This window comes from Rhizobium sp. UGM030330-04 (genome assembly GCF_003208455.1).
Taxonomy (GTDB): domain Bacteria; phylum Pseudomonadota; class Alphaproteobacteria; order Rhizobiales; family Rhizobiaceae; genus Agrobacterium; species Agrobacterium rhizogenes_A.
The window spans coordinates 45240-67878 of the sequence record NZ_QKML01000007.1; the positions used below are offsets into that span (position 1 = coordinate 45240).

A 22639-nucleotide genomic window follows, 5' to 3' on the forward strand; every position below is an offset into this window, starting at 1 on the left:
CGTACCGGCGCCGTCATGGCAGTCATATCAGTCCAGAAGCGGCGACCATGCCGGATCCGAAGCGAAGGTCGGCGTCTTGATGAGCTGTTCGTTATAGCCCGTCAGGTCGATCGAATAGAGCTGCGGACCGCCGGCACCGGCGTTCTGGCGGAAGAACATGAGCACCCGGCCATTCGGCGCCCAGGTCGGGCCTTCATTGTGGAAGCCACTGGTCAGGATGCGTTCGCCCGAACCGTCGGTCTTCATCACGCCGATCGAGAACTTGCCGCCCGATTGCTTGGTGAAGGCGATCAGATCGCCGCGCGGCGACCAGACCGGCGTGGAATAGGAACCATCGCCGAAGGAAACACGCTGCTGGCCGGAGCCATCGGCATTCATGACGTAGATCTGCTGGCGGCCGCCGCGGTCGCTTTCGAAGGCGACGCGCTGACCGTCAGGCGAATAGGACGGCGCCGTATCGATGGCCGACGTGTTCGTCAGCCGCGTCGTGGTGCGAGAGCGCAGGTCCATCGTGTAGATATTGGCATTGCCATCCTGCTGCAAGCTCATGATGACCTTCTGGCCATCCGGAGAGAAGCGCGGCGAGAAGGTCATGCCGGGGAAATTGCCGACCACTTCGCGCTGTCCGGTTTCCAGCTGCAACAGGTAAACGCGCGGCTGCTGGCCTTCGAAGGACATGTAGGTCACTTCCTGGCGGTTCGGCGAGAAACGCGGCGTCAGAACGATGTCGTTCGAATTGGTGAGGTTGCGGACGTTGAAACCGTCCTGGTCCATGATCGACAGCTGGCGCTTGCGGGCCGTCTTCGGGCCGCTTTCGGAGACGAAAACGACACGGGTGTCGAAGTAGCCCTTTTCACCGGTGATACGCTCATAGATGGCATCGGCGATGATGTGGGCGACACGGCGCCAGTTTTCCGGCTGGGTAAAGAACTGCTGGCCGGTCATCTGCTGGTTGGCGAACGTATCCCACAGGCGGAATTCGGCGCGCAGGCGGCCATCGCTTTCGCGCGTCACACGACCGGTCACGAGCGCCTGGGCGTTGATGACCTTCCAGTCCTCGAAACGCGGCTGCTGATCCGGATTGCTGATCTTTTCGATAAAGGCGCTTTTATTGACCGGCGCGAAGAGACCGGAACGCTGCAGGTCGGCGGCGATGACCGCGGAAACCTGCGCGCCGATGCCGTCGCTCGACATGAAGTCGGTGATGGCGATGGGCAGCGGCTCGACATTGCCCTTGTTGATGTTGATTTCCACCCGCGCAAAAGCCGGTGCGGAGAAAACCGACATGAGGGCCGCGACAGCGAGCACCAGCCGGATCGGCGAAAATATCTTCATGTTGCCAGGCCTTTCAGCATTCATAGCAATTCACTGGGATCGAAGTTCACGACGACTTCGTTCCATGCATCATATTTGTCGGCAGGAAGGTTCGTGAACGGAGCAGAACGCATGATGGCGCGATAGGCTCCGCCGGAAAGAGCACGGCGCGTTCCTTCGGAACCGCCCGTGGCCTCGATCTCGGGCCGACCGATGATGGAACCATCACGGTCGAGCTTCATGGTCACCCGGACGCGAACGTCCGAGGCATCCGCCATGCCGGGAATGATCTGCCAGTTCTTCTGGATCGCGCCACGCAGCGCATCCATTTCCGTCTGGCTGAGCGTAGAGCCGCCCGTTGTTTTCTTGCCGCCAAGCGACGCCGTCTGCGTCGACCGCTTCGCCCCGCCACCGGAGGGCGCCTGCTTGTTCAAAAGCGCGGCGATATCGTCGGCGTTGAAATCGCTTTCCTTGGACGAAGCGGATTTCGCCGTCTCCTGCTTCTTCTCGCCCGGCTTCTTGTCAGAAGGTTTGTCGGTGGACTTTGCCTGATCGGGCTTGGTCTCGGCCGGCTTTTCAGCGGGCTTCTGCTCTGCAGGCTTGGTTTCTGCCTGCTTCGGCTCTTCCGGCTTCGGCGGCTCGGGGCGGGAGTTCGGGCGCGGCACGTTCTGCGGCACGGGGATTTCGGCCGGCTCCTGCGTGGCCGGCGGCGGTTCTTCCGCCTTGGTTTCCTGCGGCGGCGGTTCCGTCTTCGGCTGCGGCGCGATTTCCGGCTTGGTCTGCGGCAAGGCGGCCATTTCCTGCGGCTTGGGAGCCGAGGTTTCTTCCTTGACGATTTCCTTTATTTCATTCGCCTTGGTATCGACGACCGGCTGCGGCTTTTCCTGCTTTGGCGGGGCAGCGGCGCTGATATTGTCATTGGGCTTTGTCGTCGGCGTCGGCGGCGCCTCTATATCGGCCGTGTTATTACCGATATTCTGGGCGTTTTCGATGATATCAGGGCGTGTAGTCGGAACAGGAGCCGATTTTTCGGCCTTCGGAGCGTTCTTGTCGCCCTGCTGGATCTGGGTCAATTCCTCGATCGGCACCAGTTCCACAGGCAGGGCTTCGGCCTGCGACACGTCGAGCGGTTCCGGCGAGCCCAGGGAAACAAGGGCAAAGGCCAGAAGCGACGCGTGCACGATCGCGGATGTGGTAAGGCTGCCCTTCATCGTTTTACGTCAATTGTCCTGTTTCTGCTGAGTCACAAGGCCGATATTCTTGAAGCCCGCCGCCTGGATGCGCGCCATCACATCGGCAACGACGCCGTAAGCGGCAACGGAATCCGCACGCACGAAAATGCGCTCGTTATAACCAGTCGTGGCAATCGCCTGCAGCTTGTCGGCCACTTCAGCCGCCTGGATTTCGGTTTCCTGCAAATGGATCTGACCATTGGCATTGACGGAAATCGTGATCGGCTGCGTGTCCGAATTCAGCGCATTGGCGGAGGTCTGCGGCAGATCGATCGGCACGCCGACCGTCATCATCGGCGCGGCCACCATGAAGATGATAAGCAGCACAAGCATGACGTCGACCAGCGGCGTCACGTTGATCTCGCTGATCGCGCCGCCTTTGCGCCGTCCGCCACGCCCACCCCGGCGTCCACCGGAACCGCCGCCGCTGCCACCTGCTGACATACCCATACCATCTACTCCATTTTGCCTTGCGGCAAATTACTGCACAGCATGCATACCGGGCCGCTTACTGGGCGGCCTGCCGTGTCTGAAGTTTTTCATCGATCTGGCGCGACAGGATCGCGGAGAACTCGTCGGCGAAACCTTCCATACGGGCGGAAAGCTTGTGCGCGTCGGCCGTGAACTTGTTGTAGGCGATAACCGCCGGAATAGCCGCGACAAGGCCGATGGCCGTTGCCAGAAGCGCTTCAGCGATACCGGGCGCCACAACAGCAAGGTTGGTCGACTTCGAACCGGCAATAGCCTGGAACGAGGTCATGATACCCACAACCGTACCGAAGAGGCCGATGAAGGGACCGGCCGAACCGATGGTCGCCAGCGAACCGAGGCGGGCCTCGTATTGTTCGCCTTCACGCGCAATCGTCACGTCCATTGCCCGGTCGATGCGCATCTGCAGACCGATGGGCGAACGCGCGCCGCGCTCGAATGATTTTTTCCATTCCCGCATGGCGGAAACGAAAATAGCCGCAAGACCGCCATTCTGGCGTTCCGCCAGCGTGCGATAAAGCTCCTCGAGCGACTGGCCCGACCAGAACACCTGTTCGAACTGGTCGAACTGCCGCTTTGCCTTGCCGAAGCTCACATATTTGTCGAATACGATCGCCCACGTCCAGACCGAGGCGGCGATAAGTCCGATCATCACGAGCTTCACGATGAGGCCCGCCTGCATAAACAGTGCCCAGAGACTTACATCGTGCGTCGCCGCTGCCAAACCTGCCTGTTCCATAAATATCCAATCCCCGAATCCAAACGCCCGGTACGGGACCGGGCGATTCAAACGCGTGTTAACGCTCGAAGTCATGCGGCCGCAGCCGTTAACCCCTTTGCCATACCCCGATACTTGCCAGTAAGCCTTACTTGCCAATAAATTTGGTGAAAGGAAGGCGTGCGCCGCACAAATGCCAGTTGCTAAAGTAAGACACCATTATGGTTAAAGGAGTGTTACAGCCGGGGCACGCCGGGTGGATTTACTGAACCCGGCCGCCAATTACTTCAGGAATTTTTCCGCCACCGTCTCGGGAAGGCGCCTTGGCCGGCCATTGGCATTGATGACGGCGATGATGACCTTGGCGGCGACCAGCAGTGTTTCACCACGCCGGATTTCCTGATTGAGCACCATTTTTGCGCCGCCAGCCTTTTCGGTAACGGTGGTGATGGTCAACACGTCATCCATCCGCGCCGGGGTCTTGAAATCGATCTCCATGCGATGAACGACGAAGACAAGGCCCTCCTCGTCAGCGGTCAGAAGCGCGCTCTGCTCGCAGCCGAGGCAACGCAGATAATCGGTACGGCCGCGCTCGAGGAAATGCAGGTAGCGCGCGTGATACACGAGACCGGAAAAATCCGTATCCTCATAATAGACGCGCTGTGTCAGGCGGTGCCCATGTTCGATGAGTTCGCCGGAAAGCGGAACTACAAGCTCGCTCATAATGTCTCCTTGGTAAGTGCGTCCGCATCGATGCCACCTTCGCGGACGATGAGATGCTCATGGCGCGGCGGCAGCACCTCAATGCGGTCTGCAATAAAACGAGGCCTGAGATCGTGCTCCAGCAGAGTGGAGGATTGCGCGCGCAACCAGCGGAACTCCACCTCGACACCGTCCAGCACCCGGTGAGCGATGTCGCTTTCATGAAAGGGAAACGGCTGATGAAGCGACACCAGATAATAAAACGCCAGCTCATGCGCGGCATAATCGCCGTAAGCAAAAAAATTCTCGGCGGACCATAAAAGGCGTTCGACCGAACAATCTCGCTCAAGCTCCTCGCCGATTTCGCGGATGATGGTTTCCTCCGAGCTTTCGCCGATTTCCGCCCGTCCGCCCGGCAGGGCCCAGTAACTGTCCGTTGTGCCGCGCTGAGCGAGAACATGGCCGTTCTGGAAGATCAACGCCGCCACGCGCATGCTGAAAAGCTGCGGCTTGCGGTCCAGCCGGATCATGTGGCGTTCGGGGGCAAAAGTCATTTATCGTCCAGATCGCCGTCATGCCAGACGAGATGTCTTGTGGTCTGGGGCAGGTGTTCTATTTCGTCGGCGATGAAATAGGGCGGAATATCCAGTTCCGTCAACGCCTCACGCGTTGCCGCAACCCAGCGGAATTCCAGTTCGTTGTCGCCATCCTGAACCCGGTGGATGATGTCTGTCGGATGAAAGGCCAGCGTCTCCGGCAGGTCCATCAGGTAATAAAAGCCGAGTTCGTGCCAGTCCTTGCCTTCATAATGGAAGAAATTTTCGACCGCCCAGAGCAGCCGCCCGACCTTGGCCTCGACGCCAAGCTCCTCCACCATTTCACGCGCCAGCGTTTCCTCGGAGCGTTCGCCCATTTCGGCGCGACCGCCCGGAAAGGTCCAGAATTTTTCATGCGACGCCCGGTGCACCAGCACATGGCCATCACGAAACGCCAGACCCGCAACGCGCATCTGGAAGATGCGCTTCGGCTTGAATTTCATGCGGATGCGAGTGTCCTGGCTTTTGTTATCATGCGTCATCATGCTGGCCTGTGGGCTGGAAACATCAAATCATCTTCCGTCCACCCTAACCCATCCATCTCTTCTTTTCTCGCCTTTGCATCATCTCCCACAATGAATTCATCCAATTGCGGCGGCTTTATCGCCGTGCCGGACAGCATGGCATGCGCCTGCCCGCGATGATGCGTCTGATGCTGGAAAAGATGGGAGAGGACATCGTCGCAACGATCCTGCTGGATACGCGCGCCACGATGGATATTGACCGTGGCCACGAGGCCGCCTTCATCGAGCCCATCGACAAAGGCGATCAGCACCTCGTCAAGTTCCGTCTGGGCGCTGTGCAGTTCCGCCATGGTGGCGAAGGGCTCCTCTTCGGCAAAGGCCGCCAGACCAAGCGTTCCACCCTGCAGGGCATCGATATAGAAGCGGTCAACGGTGTAGATGTGGTTCAGCGTCGCCCTGAGAGTGGGGAAAAAACTGACGCGCGGAGCGATGAACGCCTCCTGCGAAAGCTGCAGACAGGCCTGATGCAGTCGAAAATTGGCCAGCCGGTTGTTGCGAGCGAGTTTGCGGAAAATCCGCAGCGGATCGTAAGGCATCGACATCCCTCCTTGAGTACCGGATGACGGCGTTGTTCAATCAGCCCGCTCAAGCTCCGGTCTGCTTTTCAGAACCTTTGTGCCATCTTCCTGTTCGATCAGAAAAGCGGGCTCGTCCTTGCTCGGTTTCCGCTTGATCGTGGAGCCGGCGATTGTGCGCTCAATCGTCCTCCAGCGTCAGCCGGAACTGCGCGGCCTCGAGATCCTTCGGCGGCTGCATGCCGAGATGTTTCCAGGCGGTTGCGGTCAGAATACGCCCGCGTGGCGTGCGCTGGATGAAACCCTGCTGGATCATATAGGGTTCGATGATGTCCTCAATGGCATCGCGCGGCTCAGACAGGCCCGCCGCGATGGTTTCGATGCCAACGGGACCGCCGCCAAAATTGACGGCGATCATGGTGAGATAACGCATATCCAGCTGGTCGAGGCCCATATTGTCGACTAGAAGCCGCGTCAAAGCCTCGTCAGCAATCTCACGCGTGACGGCTTCCGCCCGCGCCACTTCCGCGAAATCGCGCACACGGCGCAATAACCGTCCGGCAATGCGTGGCGTGCCACGAGCGCGCCTTGCCACCTCACGCGCGCCCTCATCGGTCATGTTCAGCCCCATCAGCCGCGCCCCGCGCCGGACGATCAGTTCCAGCTCGTCGACGGTGTAAAAAGCCAGCCGGACGGGAATGCCGAAACGGTCGCGCAGCGGTGTCGTCAGCAGGCCAAGGCGGGTCGTGGCGGCAACAAGGGTGAATTTGGAGAGGTCGATCTTTACCGAGCGCGCCGCCGGCCCCTCGCCGATGATGAGGTCGAGCTGGAAATCCTCCATGGCGGGGTAGAGGATTTCTTCCACCGCTGGGTTGAGGCGGTGAATTTCGTCGATGAAGAGGACATCGCGTTCTTCCAGATTCGTCAGAAGCGCTGCAAGATCGCCTGCCTTGGCAATGACCGGCCCCGAGGTGGACTTGAAGTTGACGCCAAGCTCCTTGGCCATGATCTGCGCCAGCGTCGTCTTGCCGAGACCGGGCGGGCCGACGAACAGCACGTGATCCAGCGCCTCGCCACGGTTCTTGGCGGCCTCGATGAACACCTTGAGATTGGCGCGGGCCTCCGCCTGGCCGGTAAAATCATCCAGCGACTGCGGGCGCAGCGTGGTGTCGATATCCTCACCGCGCTTTTCCGGGGTAATCAGTCTTTCCGCATCGCTCATTCAGGGCATTCCATTGTTATAGCCGAATTCATCAGGTAACCGCCGCCGCTATATCATGACTATCGCAACAAGGCGCTTCACGAAATTCAGGATATGCATGGGCTCCACGTGCGCCTGACAAGCCGTTCTTACCGCGAAAGCTCCTTTAGCCCCAGCCGGATCAGCTTGGCGCTATCGCCGCCCTCACCGCCATTCTTCAGCGCGGCGGCAACCGCATTGGCGGCCTGGTCACGCGAATAGCCGAGATTAGTGAGCGCTGAGACGGCATCTGCCACCGGCGCGGAAGCAACGCCTTCGCCAAGCTCCTGCTTGAGCCCGATGGACGCCGAAGCCTCTCCCGCAAAGGCGGGTGCCTTGTTGCGAAGTTCGGTCACAAGACGCACGGCCACCTTCGGCCCGACGCCGGGTGCGCGTGAGATCATCGTTTTGTCCTGTAGCGCAATGGCATTGGCGAGTTCGGATGGCGAGAGCGTGGAAAGGACGGCCAAGGCCACTTTCGAGCCCACACCCTGCACGCTCTGCAGCAGATTGAACCATTCCCGCTCCAGTGCCGAGAGAAAGCCGAACAGTTTCAGCTGATCCTCACGCACATAGGTTTCGATGAACAGCACCACCGCCTCCCCGACGGAGCCGATTTTCGACAGCGTGCGCGCCGAACAATAGGCGACGTAACAAACGCCGTGCACATCCACCAGCACGTAATCCGCGCCGATTTCCTCGATGCTGCCCTTCAATTTTCCGATCATGATGCCGCCCGCTCAGTAAGACTTATATTCAACCGGCCGCCAGCAGCCGCCGCATCCTGTCACCACCGCGATTATGGGCGTGGCAGATGGCGATGGCGAGCGCGTCCGCCGCATCGTTACCCTTGAATTCGGCCTTCGGCATCAGGATTTTCAGCATCATGTGAATTTGCTGCTTTTCGCCGTGCCCGACGCCTATGACGGCCTTCTTGACCGCATTCGGCGCATATTCGAAGACCGGCAAGCCAGCGCGTGCCGGCACCAGCATGGCGATGCCGCGCGCCTGACCGAGTTTCAGCGTGGCGACAGCATCCTTGTTCACGAAGGTCTGCTCCACCGCCGCCTCATCGGGCTGATGGCTGTGCACGATGTCCGCCAGCCCGTCATGCAGCTGGCATAGCCGGGAGGCGAGATCCATATCGCCATCCGACGTCACCGTGCCGGAAGCGACAAACCGCAGGCTGTTGCCGAGGGTGTCGATGACACCCCAGCCGGTGCGCCGCAGCCCGGGATCGATGCCGATGATTCGAATCGTCTTTTGCATGAGTTACCTTATCTTTCCGGCTGCGACCCTGCCAGCGATAAGTGAACAAAACGACAACATTGATCAAATTTGCAGTGCAGCATTTACCTCTGCTTAAACCGCGTACCGCATTGTTCCCCACAAAATCAAAAAAGGGGAGCTGCGGACATGATGATCCGCAGCACAATATGTTCGCCATATCAGCCGTCCGATGGCGCCATCCGTGATGGCGCGGGAACTGATCCGGCATTGGGGGCTGCATCGGCCATGCTGAACCGTTTTCATTCCATATCCACCAAGGTGCTGGTGATTTTCCTGGCACTTATGGCGATCTCCACCGGCGCTCTGACGCTTCTCGGCTATCAAAGCAGCAGCGGCGTTCTCGAGGAACAGGCGTCGAAATCCATGGAGAGCATTCTCGTCTTTCGCGGCGACATGCTCCAGGAGCGTCTTGAGCAGCTGAAAACGCAGGCGGATTCCATCGCCAAGATCGAATCCCTGCAGATGGCTGTCGTCTCCATGCGCAGCGGCTGGGCGACCGTGCAGAAGAATTCCGGTGATGCGAAGGCGGAACTGCAGCGCGTCTTCGTCAAGGAAAACCCATTCGGCGACAGGGAAAAACTGATCAAACCGGAAAGCCCGAGCGGCTTTTATTATTCCACCCATGAAAAAACCCAGACGGATATAGCCGGTTATCTTCAGGGAACACCGTTCAGCGACGTTCTCTTCATCGATCCCGCCGGCACGGTCTATTATTCCTATCTGAAGGGACGAGCTTTCGGGGAGACCGTCAAGGACGGCACCTTCGCGGAAAGCGGCCTCGGTACGGCCTTCGCGCAAGGCGCGGCGAACGCCGAAAAGGCGGTCAACGATGTTGCGCAGACCAGTTTCTCCGGCCTGCGGATCGATGCGGCGACGAAAGAAGCCGGTATTTATTTCGGCGTTCCGGTCGTCAAATTCGGTGCGTTCAAGGGCATCGTCCTCTTCCAGGTCAAGGAAGGCGTTTTCAGCCAGATTCTGACGAAAGGCGTCGTAGCGGGCAGTTCGGAACAATCCGCGATCATATCCGCCGATGGCAAGGTTCTTGGCGTTGAGGGCGACAGGCTGATCAGCCTCGACCCGGCCATCTACGATTTCCACGGCGACGCCCTGAACGCGGCGGGCATGACCATCGCCAAGATCGACCGCGCGGATGGCGAAGCCAATGCCTATGCCCGCCCCTTCTCTTTCTCCGGTGAAAAATACCTCGCGGTGGAAAGCATGTTGCGCAGCGAGTTGAACGCCGGCTCCATCTCGATTGCCGGCACGCTTGCCGTGATCGGCCTTTGCGTTCTCGCCGCCATGTGCGCGACGACGGCCTTTTTCGCACGCCGTCTTTTCGCCCCACTGGAAAAGCTTGCCGGCCTGACCGGCGAGGTAGCCGCCGGCCGTCTCGATGCCGAAATCGGCAATCAGGATCGGAAGGACGAAATTGGCCGCATGGCGCGTGCGCTCGGCAGTTTCCGTGAAAAACTCATCCTGCAGCGGGAGATGGAAGAAACCGCATCGCGCACCCGGGAAGAAGCCGAAACGGCCCGGCGCGCGCATCTTGCGGAACGGGAGGCAGAGGCCGGCACCCTGCAGATGGTCGTGCAGTCGCTGGATGAGGGGCTCGATCGGCTGGCGAATGGCAATCTCGCCTATCGCATAGATACCGTTTTCCCCGATGATCTCGAAAGCCTGCGCCACAACTTCAACACCGCGCTTGCCCGGCTCAGTGAAACCATGGAGGCCATTGGCGGCAATTCGGCCGCCGTTCGTGGCGGCTCCGAGGAGATGCGGGTGGGGGCAGACCAGCTGGCGGAACGCACCGAGCGGCAGGCAGCCTCCATCACCGAAACGGCAAGCGCCATCAAGGCAATCACGGAAGCCGTCCGCGACCAGATCGAACGCGCCGAACAGGCAACGCGGATCGCCCGCGACGCCAGCACGGAGGCAACGGCTTCGAGCCGCGTGATGGAGCAGACCATCGCCGCCATGGAGGCGATCCAGACCTCATCGCGCCAGATCAACCAGATCATCGGCGTTATCGATGAAATCGCCTTCCAGACCAACCTTCTCGCGCTCAATGCCGGTGTGGAGGCCGCGCGTGCCGGCGACGCAGGCAAGGGTTTTGCCGTCGTGGCGCAGGAAGTGCGCGAACTGGCGCAGCGTTCGGCCGCCGCCGCAAAGGAAATCACCAGCCTTCTGAAGCGCTCCACAGACGAGGTTTCCGCCGGCGTGGCGCTAGTGGAAAAGGCAGGTGCTTCGCTGACCGGCATCGGCATACACGTGCAGACCATCAGCACGCGTATCGAAGAAATCATGGAGTCTACCCGCGAGGAGGCGCACACGCTTTCGGAAATCAACAGCACCGTCACCAGCCTCGACACCATGACCCAGCAGAACGCCGCCATGGTGGAGGAAACGACGGCCGCCATTCACAATCTCGCCTCCGAGGCGGGTGAAATGGACGGCAGGCTCGGGCAGTTCATATTGGCTTCGGAGAACGAAGCCGCAGGATATCGCGAAAACAGGCAATTCAGGCGGGCGGGTTAAGACCGGTCCAGCCGACAAAATACCGGGGCCTCTTCGGAGGCCCCAATTTTTTTGAACCATCCTTCAATTCTGCGCGACTTCTCTGGTAAATCGGGACACGCGCCTTACATCCGCAGCAAAGATTTAAATTTCGCAGGAGCGTCGGATGATCCCCTTTTCCATTCTCGACCTGTCGCCGATCGGCGAAGGCGAGAGCGTCAGCGAGGCGCTTGAAAATTCCCGCCGAATGGCGATCAAGGCCGAGGAACACGGCTATAACCGCATCTGGCTGGCGGAACACCATGGCATGCCGGGCATTGCCAGTGCCGCAACATCACTCGTCATCGCCCATGTGGGCGCGGCCACGAAACATATCCGCGTCGGTTCCGGCGGCATCATGCTGCCCAACCACTCCCCCCTTGTCATTGCCGAACAGTTCGGCACGCTTGCCGCGCTCCTTCCCGGCCGTGTCGATCTCGGGCTTGGCCGTGCGCCCGGAACCGACATGCGCACAGCGCGGGCGCTGCGCCGCAATCTGGATGCCGGTGCGGAAAACTTCCCGCAGGACATCATCGAACTGCAGCGTTACCTCGGCCCGCCTCAGCAGGATCAGGCAATCCTCGCCGTGCCGGGCATGAATTCCAACGTGCCACTGTGGCTGCTCGGCTCCAGCACCTATAGCGCGCATCTCGCCGCAGCCCTTGGCCTGCCCTACTCCTTCGCCTCACATTTTGCCCCGGATATGCTGATGGAGGCGATCCATATCTATCGCGAGCGCTTCCAGCCCTCCGAGGTGCTGGACAAGCCCTATGTGATGGTGGGTGTGATGGGTGTCGGTGCCGATACGGACGAGGAGGCGCAACATCTCTTCACCTCGTCGCAGCAGCAATTCGTGAACCTGCGCCGCAATGTGCGCACGCAGTTCCCCAGGCCGGTGCACAGCATGGACGGCTACTGGAACGAAATGGAGCGGTTCTCGGTGGAACATACCCTGCGTTTCGCCGCCGTCGGTTCACCCGAAACGATCGAACGCCATCTCGACGGTTTCCTGGCGGAAACACAGGCGGACGAGCTGATCGTCTCGATGCCGATCCACGACATCGAAAAGCGGCTGCGATCGGTGGAAATTTTTGCCGACGTGCGGACCTCCATCAAAAAGGCCGCTTAGCGTTTTCAGGCACTCCGGACGGAAACCGGGTGCCACCTATCTTTGATAGTGCTCTAGGCAAAAAAGCCCCGGAGCGGATCGCTGCCGGGGCTTTTTCTGAAACATGTAACGTCAGGCGGAAAGCCTGGCGAGAATTTCTTCGGACACTTCGAAGTTGGAATAGACATTCTGCACGTCGTCATCGTCTTCGAGATTGTCGATGAGCTTCATCAGCGACTGCGCCTTTTCCTCATCCACCGGCACCGTGTTCTGCGGCTTCCAGATGGCCTTGACGCTTTCGGCTTCGCCCAGCACGCTTTCCAGCGCCTTGGAAACCTCGTTCATCGCTTCGAAACCGCAAATGATGGTGTGACCGTCTTCGGAGGATTCGACATCGTCAGCGCCCGCTTCGATGGCCGCTTCCATGACCTTGTCGGCATCGCCCACTTCCGCCTTATAGGTGATTTCGCCAACGCGGTCGAAGGAGAAGGAGACCGAGCCGGTTTCACCGAGTGCGCCACCAGCCTTGGTGAAGATGGAGCGTACGTTGGAGGCGGTGCGGTTGCGGTTGTCGGTCAGGGCCTCGACGACGACGGCGACGCCACCCGGGCCGTAACCCTCGTAACGGACTTCATCGTAGTTTTCACTGTCAGCACCGGCGGCCTTCTTGATCGCACGCTCGATATTGTCCTTCGGCATGGACTGGGCCTTGGCGTTCTGGATCGCCAGACGCAGGCGCGGGTTCATGTTCGGGTCGGGCATGCCCGTTTTAGCCGCAACGGTGATTTCGCGCGCAAGCTTGGAAAACATTTTGGACCGTACTGAGTCCTGCTTGCCCTTGCGGTGCATGATGTTCTTGAACTGTGAATGACCAGCCATGGAAAACCTGATTGTCGTAATTTGGAGATTGCGGGCCTTATAAGTGCGATAGGCCCATCGTTCAAGCCCGCAGGCGCTTTCTCTTCCGCGAACAATGAAAGGAACTGATTTATCCGCTTCTCGTTCTGATCATGAACGCGGTGGAAGAAGGCATGATTTCTCTCCCCCGCGACGTGAAACCGGAAGGAGAGAACATATGGTCAGCCTGACTGAAGCAAGAGAAGCCCCGGCCCGCCAGCTCTGGGACGAGATCAACTCGGTCCATGCCGGAATGCTCGGTCTCGAAGGCCTGCACACTCATATGCAGCCGATGGCGCCTCACGCTGACCCCAGGACCAACACCATCTGGTTTTTCTCCAGGAAAGACACCGATCTCGTGAAATCGCTGAAATCCGGCTCACGCGCGCATTTCTGCCTCGTCGGCAAGGATCATGACTATCACGCTTGCCTCTCCGGTATTCTGGAGGCGCGCGACGACAGGACGAAGATTGACGAATACTGGAATTCCGTCACCGCCGCCTGGTACGAGCACGGCAAGACCGATCCGCAATTGACGATGCTGGCCCTTCATGTCGACGATGCCGACATATGGGCGTCAACCGACAGCACGCTGAAATTCGGCTGGGAAATCGCCAGGGCCAATATGTCAGACGAGAAGACGCCTGACGTCGGCGTTCGCCAGCACCTCACCTTCGCCTGATCGACAGAGTTTCACCGGGCTCCCCCGGCCTTCCTCGCCCGCCGCCTGCTACATGCCTTTCGGCACCAGTATCTGCGGCTGGCGGGGAAGGTTTCTCATCGAAACCCGGATAACCGGGTCGGCGGCATAGGCAATCTGGAAACTCTCGCCGAACATCGTCAGGAACTGCTCAAGCGGCGCCCCGGTGCGGTGCATCGGCAGGATCAGCGCGGAACGCAGGCGCTTGACCACGCGGCTCATGCTGTCGGCACCCATGGTCAGGCCACCATCCACCGGCACCATCAGTACATCCAGCCGGCCTATTTCTGCATAATGCGTATCCGTCAGCTCGTGATGCAGATGGCCGAGGTGACCGATACACAGGCCTGCAATTTCAAATATGAAAATGGAATTGCCATTTTCCTGAAAGGATTCGTAGTCGCCCCAGCGGTTGCGGATATCGGTCGCAACATTGCGGATATAGACATCGTTCACCAGAACCTTGTGATCGGCCTTTTCTCCCGGCACGTCGCTCCAGCCATGCAGAACATATTGAATGGCCGGATCCGGGTTGAGGGTGAAGTGCGTCGAATGCGCCCGGTTCATCGTCACAACAGTCGGTGTGACGGGTGGACGATAGACACCGTTGTAGTCGGTCGCGATCGTCACACCGCCGGGGCTTTCGATGAGATAGGTGGAATGGCCGATGAAGCTGATCTTCACCTCTTCCCGAGAGGTGGCCTGGGCAAGCTGAACGCCGGGTGGATTGAAACTGGCGAACATGACGCCGGGAATGTTGCGGGCAATCGCCTGGCACTGGCTGACGGGCGGGCGGCTTTCCGTCTGGGCGAAGGTCGCTCCCGCGCAGGTGAGCAATCCCGTTATTGCAAGCATTAGCACGCGCAGCATCATGCCACTCTCCTGAACTTGCGAAGGCTCGGAGGATGGGACAGGTTTTGCCGGGCGTCCAGTTGCAAGAGCGGCGGGAGCGCTCACAATCTCGTCATTGTGAGCACCCGCGCGACGGCAAACTCAAGCCCAGAAGGACGGAAGCGTTTCCGCAAGCCGCGGGCCGATACGCAGCGGCGCGATCTTTTCCGCAAGTCCGGTGCGATCGGAAATCTCGACGCCGACGCCGCAGATCGTCGCAGGCCCGCTGGCCGCCTCGAAGCGCCCCTTCGGCATTTTGGAAATGAAGCGGTTGATCGGCTCTTCCTTCTCCATGCCGAGCGAGCTGTCATAATCGCCGCACATGCCGGCATCCGACATATAGGCTGTTCCGCCGTTCAATATCTGGGCGTCGGCTGTCGGGACATGCGTGTGGGTGCCGACGACAAAGCTCGCACGACCGTCGACAAAATGGCCGAAACACTGTTTTTCGCTGGTCGCCTCGGCATGGAAGTCGAAAATGATCGCGTCGGCCTGCTCCTTCAGCGGGCAGGCGGCAAGAATGCTCTCCGCCGACTTGAAGGGATCGTCGAGTTCCGGATGCATGAACACGCGGCCCATGATGTTGGCCACAAGCACGCGGGCGCCGTTGCGGGCATAAAAAATGCCCGAACCCTTGCCCGGCGTGCCGTCGGGATAATTGGCCGGCCGCAGGAACTGGTCGTGGCGCTCGCAGAAGGAAACCGCTTCCTTCTGATCCCAGACATGGTTGCCGGTGGTCACCACATCCGCACCGGCATTGATGGTCTCGAGATAGATATCCTCGGTAATGCCAAAACCGCCAGCGGCGTTTTCACCGTTGACGATAACGAAGTCCAGCTTCAGATCGGAAATCAGCCCCGGCAATTGCTCCCAGACAGCCGTGCGTCCGGTCTTGCCAACCATATCTCCGAGAAAAAGAAGCCTCATTCACCGCCCCGATCTTGCGCATGTTTCTAGATTGCGTTCCCTCTAACGGGTAATCCGTCTTTTAAAAAGTGCTAAAGCGCCTTTTGCCCCGGATCGACTGTCGATAGCGGAGAGGAAAACCAGCGCAGGCCGCTTTCCGTCAGAATGGCGTGGAGCGACACATCATGCGGCTCCGCCGGTATGGATGGCACTTCCTGACAATCGAAGGCAACACCTATGAGAACGGGCTCCCGGCCCTTGGCGTGCAATCTGGCAATGGCCCGGTCATAGTGGCCCGCACCATAACCGATGCGCTGGCCCCGCCCATCGAAAGCAGAAAGCGGCACGAGCAGAATATCCGGATCGAGAACAGCGGCATCCTCACCCGGCCCGGTCGTGCCGAAACCAGTCTTCACCAAGGGCGTATCCGCCTCAAAGCTGCGGAAGACAATGGTTTCACGATCCAGCACAACAGGAAGGGCGAGACGCCCGCCCCGTTCACGCAACATTTCCATCAGCGGACGGATATCAGCCTCGGAACGGATCGGCATGAAGCCGGAAATGACCGCGCCCGGCGCAAAGGAAATGCCGGAAGCACCACGGACCGCCATCGACCGGCTCTTCTGCTGCCGTTCAGCCGGTGTCAACGCATCGCGCGCGGCGAGCCTTTCGCCGCGCAACCGCGCTTTTTCGGCAACGTCGCCCGCCATCAGGCGGCCCGGCTCACAAGCACCTTGTCGATGCGGTGGCCGTCGAGATCGATGACTTCGAAACGCCAGCCGTTGCGGGTCACATGCTCACCCAGCTCCGGCAGGCGGCGGAACTCGTCCAGAACCAGACCGGCAACGGTCTCGAACTCGGCATCCTCATCGATCTGGAAGCCCATACGGTCGGCGAATTCGTCGGCGGGCATCCAGCCCGCAACAAGGAACGAACCGTCCTCGCGCTCGACCATCGCCGGTTCTTCGTCATCCTCTTCCTGGAACGCGCCCGTTATGGCTTCGAGAACGTCGCCGGAGCTAATGATGCCTTCAAAATGGCCATACTCGTCATAGACAAGAACCATATGCACCGTCGAGCGGCGCAGCGACTGGATGACATCCACGGCGCTCGTCAGGTCCGATACGACCGGAACCTCACGCAGAAGCTCGCGGATGTTGAGCTCCTTGCCGGAGGCCAGCGCGTCGAAGGCGTCCTTGGCGAAAAGCACGCCGAGAATTTCATCGGAAGCGCCGTTGCGCACCGGCAGGCGGGAACGTTGGGTGCCGCGAAGCTGCTCGCGGATTTCCTCCGCGCTGTCTTCTATATCCACCACTTCCACATCGCGGCGGGGCGTCATCAGGCCGCGCGCATTGCGGTCTGCAAGGCGCATGACGCCGGTGATCATCGCCGATTCCTCGGTCTCGATCACGCCGGCGCTGTGGGCCTCGGCCAGAACCGTGCGGATTTCATCGTCGGTCACTGACGCGTTGGACTCACCGCTATGGCCAAGAAGGGCGAGAACGACCTTGCCCGACCTGTCGAGCAGCCAGACCAGCGGCGCGCCGACCCGCGACAGCATCACCATGGTTGGCGCGACCCGGGCGGCGACCTTTTCAGGATCGCGCAGAGCGATCTGCTTGGGCACCAGCTCGCCGACGATCAGCGACAGATAGGTGATGGCGACAACCACCGAACCGACACCGATCGCATCGGCGGCACGATCGGGAACGCCCTGCTCCAGAAGCCATGCGGTGAACCGGGCGCCGAGCGTGGCACCGGAAAACGCACCGGACAGGACGCCAACCAGCGTGATGCCGATCTGCACCGTGGAAAGGAAACGTCCGGGATTTTCAGAAAGGCCAAGCGCCATGGTGGCGCCTTTGCTGCCTTGCGCGGCAAGCACCTTCAGCCTCGCCGGTCTGGAGGAGACAACGGCAAGCTCGGACATGGCAAGCACACCGTTCAATACGGTGAGCAGGACCACGATCATAATTTCAGTAAACAAGTTTAGCTCTTTGGGCTGTTGAACGGCACGTCGCGGTTTTGGCCGCAGCGCCCTTTATTTGAAAGGGCATAACAGACATACCAATCCGAATAATAGGCAATTGTTCCGCCATTGCAATGACAGCGATATAAAAAAGCCATGCCCGGCAGCAGTGAAAAGTAACTGTCGACGATAAAACATTCAGGTGAAGAACCGGGGACTGACCCGAAACTTCAAGCGCGATCCACGGCGACCGATGGAGATTTACGATCCTGGGTGCCTACAAAAGTAGGTGGGCACCGTGTGTCCAGCCCCACGGGACTGGCCAGGGACAGCTCCCTTTGGATCGAGTATGGCCCCAGGGATTGTGGTTCCTGTCGGGAAGCGCAGAACGCATCCAAGATATAGGACGGATCAGGGAAAACCGCCAGAGGGTGCGGCGCGAAATTTTGCCGCCTCAGAACTCTTCGGCCGCTCAATGCGCCGCGAGCTTCGGCCGTGCCAGCAGTTTCTCGGTGATTCCGTTCAGACGGTCGGCGAGATCACCGATGGCAAGCGCCACCATCTCGTCCGATTTCGCCTTGTGCTCCGCCATGCCGTCGCGGTTGCGGGACAGGGATGAAACCTCCCCCTCCAGCTTCTCGAGCTTGCGGTTGATCTCTGAAAGCTCGTCCATCACCATGATGCCGGCCATGACGGTGAGCCTGAGATCGCCGATTTCACCGAACTGGCTCTTGAGATGGCCGACATAACGGTCAAAACGCGTGGCGAGATCGGTCAGGTGGTCTTCCTGCCCCGCCTCGCAGGCCATGCGATAGGCCTTGCCATCGATCATAACAGTGACTTGCGCCATGAAACCGCTCCTATCGATCCAGCACCGCGCGGATCGTCTCCATCGCCGTCACCAGCCGGCGGGAAACCTCGCGATTGACTTCTTCAAGCCGGTTGGCGCGAAACTCGGCCTGGTCAAGCTCCTGCGCCAGCCTGGCGCGGTCAACATGGACCCGCTTGACCTCGTTATCGATCTCGCCTGTCTCCCTTTGCCGTTCGATACGCATATCGATGGCATTTTCGAGATTTGTGATGGCAGCATTCAGCTCCGTCAGCGCAGATTGTACGGTCTTCTCAGCCGACATCGTTTTTTCCAACTCGCACGCCACCGGCCGAATCGTCCGGTTTCAGGCTTTTCCAACATTCACGAGGTTATTACCCGATTTACCATCCCGTCAATCAAACCAGTGCATTGAAGCGTTTTGCTCTGTGGATGAACGAAGAAGCGCCGACATATATTGCACGTATTTTGCCGTGACACCTGATTTTCTAAACGATTTTTTCTCCCGGAGAGAACCGCAATTGCCTGTGGATTTATTGACTTGCCTGCCTCACCTGCTATGGATCAACCCGCTTTTTGGATAGTTGCGTAAAACTATCTCCTTTCACCCGGAAACAGACGGAAAAGCCATGATTTCTCGCGACAAACACAACCGGATGGCCAATGCGATCCGCTTTCTTGCCATGGATGCAGTGGAGAAGGCCAATTCAGGCCATCCCGGCCTGCCGATGGGCGCCGCTGATGTCGCCACCGTTCTCTTCACCCGTTACCTGAAATTCGATCCCAAGGCGCCGCTCTGGGCGGATCGCGACCGCTTCGTGCTGTCGGCAGGCCACGGTTCGATGCTTCTTTACTCGCTGCTCTATCTGACGGGCTACGAGGACATGACGATCGACGAGATCAAGCGTTTCCGCCAGTTCGGTTCCAAGACCGCCGGCCATCCCGAATACGGCCATGCGACCGGCATCGAAACGACGACCGGCCCGCTCGGCCAGGGCATCGCGAATGCCGTCGGCATGGCGATTGCCGAACGCAAGCTGGAAGAGGAATTCGGCTCCGACCTGCAGAGCCATTTCACCTATGTGCTGTGCGGCGACGGCTGCCTCATGGAAGGCATCAGCCACGAAGCCATCGCGCTCGCCGGCCACCTGAAGCTCAACAAGCTCGTCCTGTTCTGGGATGACAACAACATCACCATCGACGGTGAAGTCGGCCTTTCCGACAGCACCGACCAGATTGCCCGCTTCCAGGCCGTTCACTGGAACACCATCCGCGTCGATGGCCATGATCCGGACGCGATTGCGGCCGCCATCGAGGCTGCACAGAAATCCGACCGCCCGACCTTCATCGCCTGCAAGACCGTGATCGGTTTCGGCGCGCCCAACAAGCAGGGCACCCACAAGGTTCACGGCAACCCGCTCGGCGCAGAAGAAATCGCTGCCGCGCGCAAGAGCCTCAACTGGGAAGCCGAAGCTTTCGTCATTCCGGAAGACGTGCTCGATGCATGGCGCCTCGCCGGCCTGCGCTCCACCAAGACGCGCCAGGACTGGGAAGCCCGCCTCGAAGCCGCTGAAGCCGGCAAGAAGGCCGAGTTCAAGCGCCGCTTCGCCGGCGACCTGCCCGGCAACTTCGACAGCTCCATCGATGCCTTCAAGAAGAAGATCATCGAAAACAACCCGACTGTGGCCACCCGCAAGGCCTCGGAAGATTCGCTCGAAGTCATCAACGGCGTCCTGCCGGAAATGATCGGCGGCTCGGCCGACCTGACGCCGTCCAACAACACCAAGACCAGCCAGATGAAGTCCATCACCCCGACGGATTTCTCCGGCCGTTACCTGCATTACGGCATCCGCGAGCACGGCATGGCTGCCGCGATGAACGGCATCGCGCTCCACGGCGGTCTCATTCCCTATGCCGGCGGCTTCCTGATCTTCTCGGACTATTGCCGTCCGTCGATCCGACTTGCAGCGCTCATGGGCATCCGTGTCGTCCACGTTCTGACGCATGATTCCATCGGCGTTGGCGAAGACGGCCCGACCCACCAGCCGGTGGAGCAGATCGCAGCCCTGCGCGCCATTCCGAACCTGCTCGTCTTCCGCCCGGCGGATGAAACCGAAACGGCGGAATGCTGGCAGCTGGCGCTGGAACAGAAGCACCGTCCCTCGGCGCTGGCGCTGACCCGCCAGAATCTTGCCCCCTCGCGCAAGGAATATGAAGAGAAGAACCAGTCCGCCTACGGCGCTTACGAACTCGTTTCCGCCAGCGACGCCAAGGTTTCGATCTTCGCTTCCGGTTCCGAAGTCGAAGTGGCGCTGAAGGCCGCTGCAACGTTGAAGGACAACGGCGTTTCCGTCCGTGTCGTTTCCGTTCCCTGCTTCGAGCTTTTCAAGGAACAGCCGGAAACCTATCGCAACGCCATTATCGGCAAGGCTCCGGTCAAGATCGCGATCGAAGCCGCCATCCGCCAGGGCTGGGATTATTTCATCGGCTCCGACGGTGCTTTCGTCGGCATGCACTCCTTTGGAGCGTCTGCGCCGGCGAAGGATCTCTTCAAGCACTTCGGCATCACGGCGGAAGCCGTCGTCGCCGCAGTCGAGGCAAAACTTGCGTGAGGGTTCCCAAGCCCTCACATTTCTGCAAAGACCAAGCCCATATCTTGATCGGGAGACTGTAAATGACTGTAAAAGTTGCCATTAATGGCTTCGGCCGCATCGGCCGCAATGTTCTGCGCGCCATCGTCGAATCCGGCCGCACCGATATCGAAGTCGTTGCCATCAACGACCTTGGCCCGGTTGAAACCAATGCCCACCTGCTGCGCTACGATTCGATCCACAGCAAGTTCCCGGCCGATGTTAAGGTCGAAGGCGACACGATCACCGTCGGTGGCGGCAAGCCGATCAAGGTGACCGCGGTTCGTGATCCGGCAACGCTGCCGCACAAGGAACTCGGCGTCGACATCGCGCTCGAATGCACCGGCATCTTCACCGCCCGCGACAAGGCAGCGGCCCACCTGACGGCAGGCGCAAAGCGCGTTATCGTGTCCGCCCCGGCAGACGGCGCTGACCTGACCGTCGTCTTCGGCGTCAACCACGACCAGCTGACGAAGGACCATCTGGTCATTTCCAACGCGTCCTGCACCACCAACTGCCTCGTGCCGGTCGTGAAGGTTCTCGATGACGCCGTTGGCATCGATCATGGCTTCATGACCACGATCCACTCCTACACGGGCGACCAGCCGACGCTGGACACCATGCACAAGGATCTGTACCGTGCCCGCGCCGCAGCCCTTTCCATGATCCCGACCTCGACCGGCGCCGCCAAGGCCGTTGGCCTCGTTCTGCCGCACCTCAAGGGCAAGCTGGACGGCACGTCCATCCGCGTTCCGACCCCGAACGTTTCGGTCGTCGACTTCAAGTTCATCGCCAAGCGCGACACGACGGTTGAGGAAATCAACGAGGCGATCAAGTCTGCCGCCAACGGCAAGCTGAAGGGCATTCTCGGCTATACCGAAGAGCCGCTGGTTTCCCGCGACTTCAACCATGACAGCCACTCCTCGATCTTCGCGATCGACCAGACCAAGGTCATGGAAGGCAAGTTCGTTCGCATCCTGTCCTGGTACGACAATGAGTGGGGCTTCTCCAACCGCATGTCGGATACGGCCGTCGCCTTCGCGAAGACCATCTAAGCAGGTATCACACCATAAAGAGACCGGCAGGCGCGATCCTGCCGGTTTTTCTTTGCCTAAAAAAGGCCGGCGGGAGCGAGGGATCCCGCCGGCATCGATCCTGAAGCAAGGCGGGGCGCTCCAGATCGAAAACCATCTCCGGCAGAGAGACGACGCAAGCCGTCGCTCAACCGGCGGAATGAGACCACGCATCCATCATTTTCTATTGTTGATAATGACGGGGCCGGAATTTCCGGCATTGCTCCAGATCGTATCGAACGTCTGTTGCCGGAGTTCGCTTTGCTGCATGGAAAGCTTCATCATGCAGTCGGCGAAATCGCGCGAGCCTTCATAATAACCGAACACGCGGCAGCGTTCGCGTTGCGCGGCCATGTTTTCAGCGGTCTGCTCCGTGCTCGAACAACCCGCAACAATCGCGCCCGCTGACAATAATATAAAAATGGAAACCCGTTTCATCCGATCGCTCCGGTAATGATGAAAA

At 59.8% G+C, this 22639-nt stretch carries 25 protein-coding genes and 1 other RNA gene; 5 read left to right on the top strand and 21 right to left on the bottom strand.

The features are described 5' to 3' along the window. Window positions 1–27 precede the first annotated feature (27 nt). From tolB to ruvC, 12 genes are all read right to left on the bottom strand, one after another. The gene (gene tolB, locus N434_RS12240; RefSeq protein ID WP_065117462.1) at window positions 28–1335 is read right to left on the bottom strand and encodes a Tol-Pal system beta propeller repeat protein TolB; all 1308 of its coding nucleotides are present in this window, start codon (window positions 1333–1335) and stop codon (window positions 28–30) included. Window positions 1336–1355: 20 nt separating this feature from the next. Continuing rightward, a complete protein-coding gene (gene tolA, locus N434_RS12245; RefSeq protein WP_110758062.1) occupies window positions 1356–2525 on the bottom strand; it encodes a cell envelope integrity protein TolA in 1170 nt (389 codons plus the stop codon). A gap of 9 nt (window positions 2526–2534) precedes the next feature. Then, window positions 2535–2996, bottom strand: a complete 462-nt coding sequence (gene tolR / locus N434_RS12250; RefSeq protein WP_003506238.1) for a protein TolR — start codon at window positions 2994–2996, stop codon at window positions 2535–2537. A 58-nt stretch (window positions 2997–3054) separates the two neighbouring features. Next, window positions 3055–3774: a protein TolQ gene (tolQ, locus tag N434_RS12255; protein WP_003497570.1), complete on the bottom strand. Its 720-nt coding sequence runs from the start codon at window positions 3772–3774 to the stop codon at window positions 3055–3057. 261 nt (window positions 3775–4035) lie between these two features. Continuing rightward, window positions 4036–4476 carry a tol-pal system-associated acyl-CoA thioesterase gene (ybgC, locus tag N434_RS12260; protein WP_080829202.1) on the bottom strand — a complete coding sequence of 147 codons (441 nt, stop codon included), beginning with the start codon at window positions 4474–4476 and terminating at the stop codon, window positions 4036–4038. Further along, window positions 4473–5009: an NUDIX hydrolase gene (locus N434_RS12265; RefSeq protein ID WP_110758064.1), complete on the bottom strand. Its 537-nt coding sequence runs from the start codon at window positions 5007–5009 to the stop codon at window positions 4473–4475. The genes ybgC and N434_RS12265 overlap by 4 nt, the downstream gene beginning before the upstream one ends. Continuing rightward, window positions 5006–5533, bottom strand: coding sequence for an NUDIX hydrolase (locus N434_RS12270; RefSeq protein WP_110758342.1), 528 nt, complete (start codon window positions 5531–5533; stop codon window positions 5006–5008). The genes N434_RS12265 and N434_RS12270 overlap by 4 nt, the downstream gene beginning before the upstream one ends. Then, window positions 5533–6111: a DinB family protein gene (locus N434_RS12275; protein ID WP_110758340.1), complete on the bottom strand. Its 579-nt coding sequence runs from the start codon at window positions 6109–6111 to the stop codon at window positions 5533–5535. The genes N434_RS12270 and N434_RS12275 overlap by 1 nt, the downstream gene beginning before the upstream one ends. A gap of 36 nt (window positions 6112–6147) precedes the next feature. After that, complete coding sequence (locus N434_RS26200; RefSeq protein ID WP_181423965.1) at window positions 6148–6276, bottom strand: HVA1 family protein; 129 nt, start codon at window positions 6274–6276, stop codon at window positions 6148–6150. Next, window positions 6272–7312: a Holliday junction branch migration DNA helicase RuvB gene (gene ruvB, locus N434_RS12280; RefSeq protein ID WP_077985282.1), complete on the bottom strand. Its 1041-nt coding sequence runs from the start codon at window positions 7310–7312 to the stop codon at window positions 6272–6274. The genes N434_RS26200 and ruvB overlap by 5 nt, the downstream gene beginning before the upstream one ends. Window positions 7313–7440: 128 nt before the next feature. Continuing rightward, the gene (gene ruvA / locus N434_RS12285; RefSeq protein ID WP_003523218.1) at window positions 7441–8058 is read right to left on the bottom strand and encodes a Holliday junction branch migration protein RuvA; all 618 of its coding nucleotides are present in this window, start codon (window positions 8056–8058) and stop codon (window positions 7441–7443) included. 28 nt (window positions 8059–8086) lie between these two features. Next, window positions 8087–8599 carry a crossover junction endodeoxyribonuclease RuvC gene (gene ruvC / locus N434_RS12290; protein ID WP_003523217.1) on the bottom strand — a complete coding sequence of 171 codons (513 nt, stop codon included), beginning with the start codon at window positions 8597–8599 and terminating at the stop codon, window positions 8087–8089. Between the two features lie 246 nt (window positions 8600–8845). Here ruvC and N434_RS12295 point away from each other — a divergent pair, with 246 nt between their 5' ends. Next, window positions 8846–11155, top strand: coding sequence for a methyl-accepting chemotaxis protein (locus N434_RS12295; RefSeq protein WP_110758343.1), 2310 nt, complete (start codon window positions 8846–8848; stop codon window positions 11153–11155). A gap of 145 nt (window positions 11156–11300) precedes the next feature. Then, window positions 11301–12302, top strand: a complete 1002-nt coding sequence (locus N434_RS12300; RefSeq protein ID WP_110758065.1) for an LLM class flavin-dependent oxidoreductase — start codon at window positions 11301–11303, stop codon at window positions 12300–12302. Window positions 12303–12413: 111 nt separating this feature from the next. On the opposite strand, the gene N434_RS12305 is transcribed toward N434_RS12300, so the two are convergent. Further along, entirely contained in the window at window positions 12414–13160 is a 747-nt protein-coding gene (locus tag N434_RS12305; protein WP_110758067.1) for a YebC/PmpR family DNA-binding transcriptional regulator, read from the bottom strand. 196 nt (window positions 13161–13356) lie between these two features. Between N434_RS12305 and N434_RS12310 the strand changes: the two genes are divergently transcribed. Continuing rightward, window positions 13357–13860, top strand: a complete 504-nt coding sequence (locus N434_RS12310) for a pyridoxamine 5'-phosphate oxidase family protein (protein WP_110758069.1) — start codon at window positions 13357–13359, stop codon at window positions 13858–13860. 48 nt (window positions 13861–13908) lie between these two features. On the opposite strand, the gene N434_RS12315 is transcribed toward N434_RS12310, so the two are convergent. The 7 genes from N434_RS12315 to N434_RS12350 all read right to left on the bottom strand — a co-directional run bounded on the left by N434_RS12315 (window position 13909) and on the right by N434_RS12350 (window position 18777). Further along, window positions 13909–14751 (bottom strand): MBL fold metallo-hydrolase, encoded by an 843-nt coding sequence (locus tag N434_RS12315; RefSeq protein WP_110758071.1) that lies wholly within the window; start codon window positions 14749–14751, stop codon window positions 13909–13911. A gap of 120 nt (window positions 14752–14871) precedes the next feature. Then, window positions 14872–15696 (bottom strand): TIGR00282 family metallophosphoesterase, encoded by an 825-nt coding sequence (locus tag N434_RS12320; RefSeq protein ID WP_065117395.1) that lies wholly within the window; start codon window positions 15694–15696, stop codon window positions 14872–14874. A gap of 71 nt (window positions 15697–15767) precedes the next feature. Next, window positions 15768–16385, bottom strand: a complete 618-nt coding sequence (locus N434_RS12325) for a 5-formyltetrahydrofolate cyclo-ligase (RefSeq protein ID WP_110758073.1) — start codon at window positions 16383–16385, stop codon at window positions 15768–15770. Next, on the bottom strand, window positions 16385–17647 hold the full coding sequence (locus N434_RS12330; protein ID WP_065117393.1) for a hemolysin family protein: 1263 nt from the start codon (window positions 17645–17647) through the stop codon (window positions 16385–16387). Before N434_RS12330 ends, N434_RS12325 begins: the two co-directional genes overlap by 1 nt. Before the next feature lie 231 nt (window positions 17648–17878). Further along, window positions 17879–18037: non-coding RNA, 6S RNA (gene ssrS, locus N434_RS12340), on the bottom strand. 79 nt (window positions 18038–18116) lie between these two features. Then, window positions 18117–18494, bottom strand: a complete 378-nt coding sequence (locus tag N434_RS12345) for a cell division protein ZapA (protein ID WP_110758076.1) — start codon at window positions 18492–18494, stop codon at window positions 18117–18119. A 10-nt stretch (window positions 18495–18504) separates the two neighbouring features. Next, complete coding sequence (locus N434_RS12350) at window positions 18505–18777, bottom strand: DUF4164 domain-containing protein (protein ID WP_046799912.1); 273 nt, start codon at window positions 18775–18777, stop codon at window positions 18505–18507. A gap of 325 nt (window positions 18778–19102) precedes the next feature. On the opposite strand from N434_RS12350, the gene tkt reads away from it, so the two are divergent. Both tkt and gap read left to right on the top strand, forming a co-directional pair. Next, the gene (tkt, locus tag N434_RS12355; RefSeq protein ID WP_110758078.1) at window positions 19103–21085 is read left to right on the top strand and encodes a transketolase; all 1983 of its coding nucleotides are present in this window, start codon (window positions 19103–19105) and stop codon (window positions 21083–21085) included. Between the two features lie 62 nt (window positions 21086–21147). Next, window positions 21148–22158 (top strand): type I glyceraldehyde-3-phosphate dehydrogenase, encoded by a 1011-nt coding sequence (gene gap, locus N434_RS12360; protein WP_110758079.1) that lies wholly within the window; start codon window positions 21148–21150, stop codon window positions 22156–22158. Between the two features lie 195 nt (window positions 22159–22353). On the opposite strand, the gene N434_RS12365 is transcribed toward gap, so the two are convergent. Further along, entirely contained in the window at window positions 22354–22530 is a 177-nt protein-coding gene (locus tag N434_RS12365) for a hypothetical protein (RefSeq protein WP_246753490.1), read from the bottom strand. Between the last annotated feature and the right edge of the window lie 109 nt (window positions 22531–22639).

Bases quoted from the DNA above. Each gene is read 5' to 3' on its own strand.
- N434_RS12345 (WP_110758076.1), bottom strand. From the start codon at position 18,494: ATGGCGCAAGTCACTGTTATGATCGATGGCAAGGCCTATCGCATGGCC.
- tolA (WP_110758062.1), bottom strand. From the start codon at position 2,525: ATGAAGGGCAGCCTTACCACATCCGCGATCGTGCACGCGTCGCTTCTG.
- ruvB (WP_077985282.1), bottom strand. From the start codon at position 7,312: ATGAGCGATGCGGAAAGACTGATTACCCCGGAAAAGCGCGGTGAGGAT.
- N434_RS12325 (WP_110758073.1), bottom strand. From the start codon at position 16,385: ATGGCGGGCGACGTTGCCGAAAAAGCGCGGTTGCGCGGCGAAAGGCTC.
- N434_RS12305 (WP_110758067.1), bottom strand. From the start codon at position 13,160: ATGGCTGGTCATTCACAGTTCAAGAACATCATGCACCGCAAGGGCAAG.
- N434_RS12350 (WP_046799912.1), bottom strand. From the start codon at position 18,777: ATGTCGGCTGAGAAGACCGTACAATCTGCGCTGACGGAGCTGAATGCT.
- N434_RS12300 (WP_110758065.1), top strand. From the start codon at position 11,301: ATGATCCCCTTTTCCATTCTCGACCTGTCGCCGATCGGCGAAGGCGAG.
- ybgC (WP_080829202.1), bottom strand. From the start codon at position 4,476: ATGAGCGAGCTTGTAGTTCCGCTTTCCGGCGAACTCATCGAACATGGG.
- tolB (WP_065117462.1), bottom strand. From the start codon at position 1,335: ATGAAGATATTTTCGCCGATCCGGCTGGTGCTCGCTGTCGCGGCCCTC.
- N434_RS12315 (WP_110758071.1), bottom strand. From the start codon at position 14,751: ATGATGCTGCGCGTGCTAATGCTTGCAATAACGGGATTGCTCACCTGC.
- N434_RS12365 (WP_246753490.1), bottom strand. From the start codon at position 22,530: ATGGCCGCGCAACGCGAACGCTGCCGCGTGTTCGGTTATTATGAAGGC.
- ruvA (WP_003523218.1), bottom strand. From the start codon at position 8,058: ATGATCGGAAAATTGAAGGGCAGCATCGAGGAAATCGGCGCGGATTAC.
- ruvC (WP_003523217.1), bottom strand. From the start codon at position 8,599: ATGCAAAAGACGATTCGAATCATCGGCATCGATCCCGGGCTGCGGCGC.
- tolQ (WP_003497570.1), bottom strand. From the start codon at position 3,774: ATGGAACAGGCAGGTTTGGCAGCGGCGACGCACGATGTAAGTCTCTGG.
- N434_RS12265 (WP_110758064.1), bottom strand. From the start codon at position 5,009: ATGACTTTTGCCCCCGAACGCCACATGATCCGGCTGGACCGCAAGCCG.
- tkt (WP_110758078.1), top strand. From the start codon at position 19,103: ATGATTTCTCGCGACAAACACAACCGGATGGCCAATGCGATCCGCTTT.
- N434_RS12275 (WP_110758340.1), bottom strand. From the start codon at position 6,111: ATGCCTTACGATCCGCTGCGGATTTTCCGCAAACTCGCTCGCAACAAC.
- N434_RS12320 (WP_065117395.1), bottom strand. From the start codon at position 15,696: ATGAGGCTTCTTTTTCTCGGAGATATGGTTGGCAAGACCGGACGCACG.
- tolR (WP_003506238.1), bottom strand. From the start codon at position 2,996: ATGGGTATGTCAGCAGGTGGCAGCGGCGGCGGTTCCGGTGGACGCCGG.
- N434_RS12330 (WP_065117393.1), bottom strand. From the start codon at position 17,647: ATGATCGTGGTCCTGCTCACCGTATTGAACGGTGTGCTTGCCATGTCC.
- gap (WP_110758079.1), top strand. From the start codon at position 21,148: ATGACTGTAAAAGTTGCCATTAATGGCTTCGGCCGCATCGGCCGCAAT.
- N434_RS12270 (WP_110758342.1), bottom strand. From the start codon at position 5,533: ATGACGCATGATAACAAAAGCCAGGACACTCGCATCCGCATGAAATTC.
- N434_RS12295 (WP_110758343.1), top strand. From the start codon at position 8,846: ATGCTGAACCGTTTTCATTCCATATCCACCAAGGTGCTGGTGATTTTC.
- N434_RS12310 (WP_110758069.1), top strand. From the start codon at position 13,357: ATGGTCAGCCTGACTGAAGCAAGAGAAGCCCCGGCCCGCCAGCTCTGG.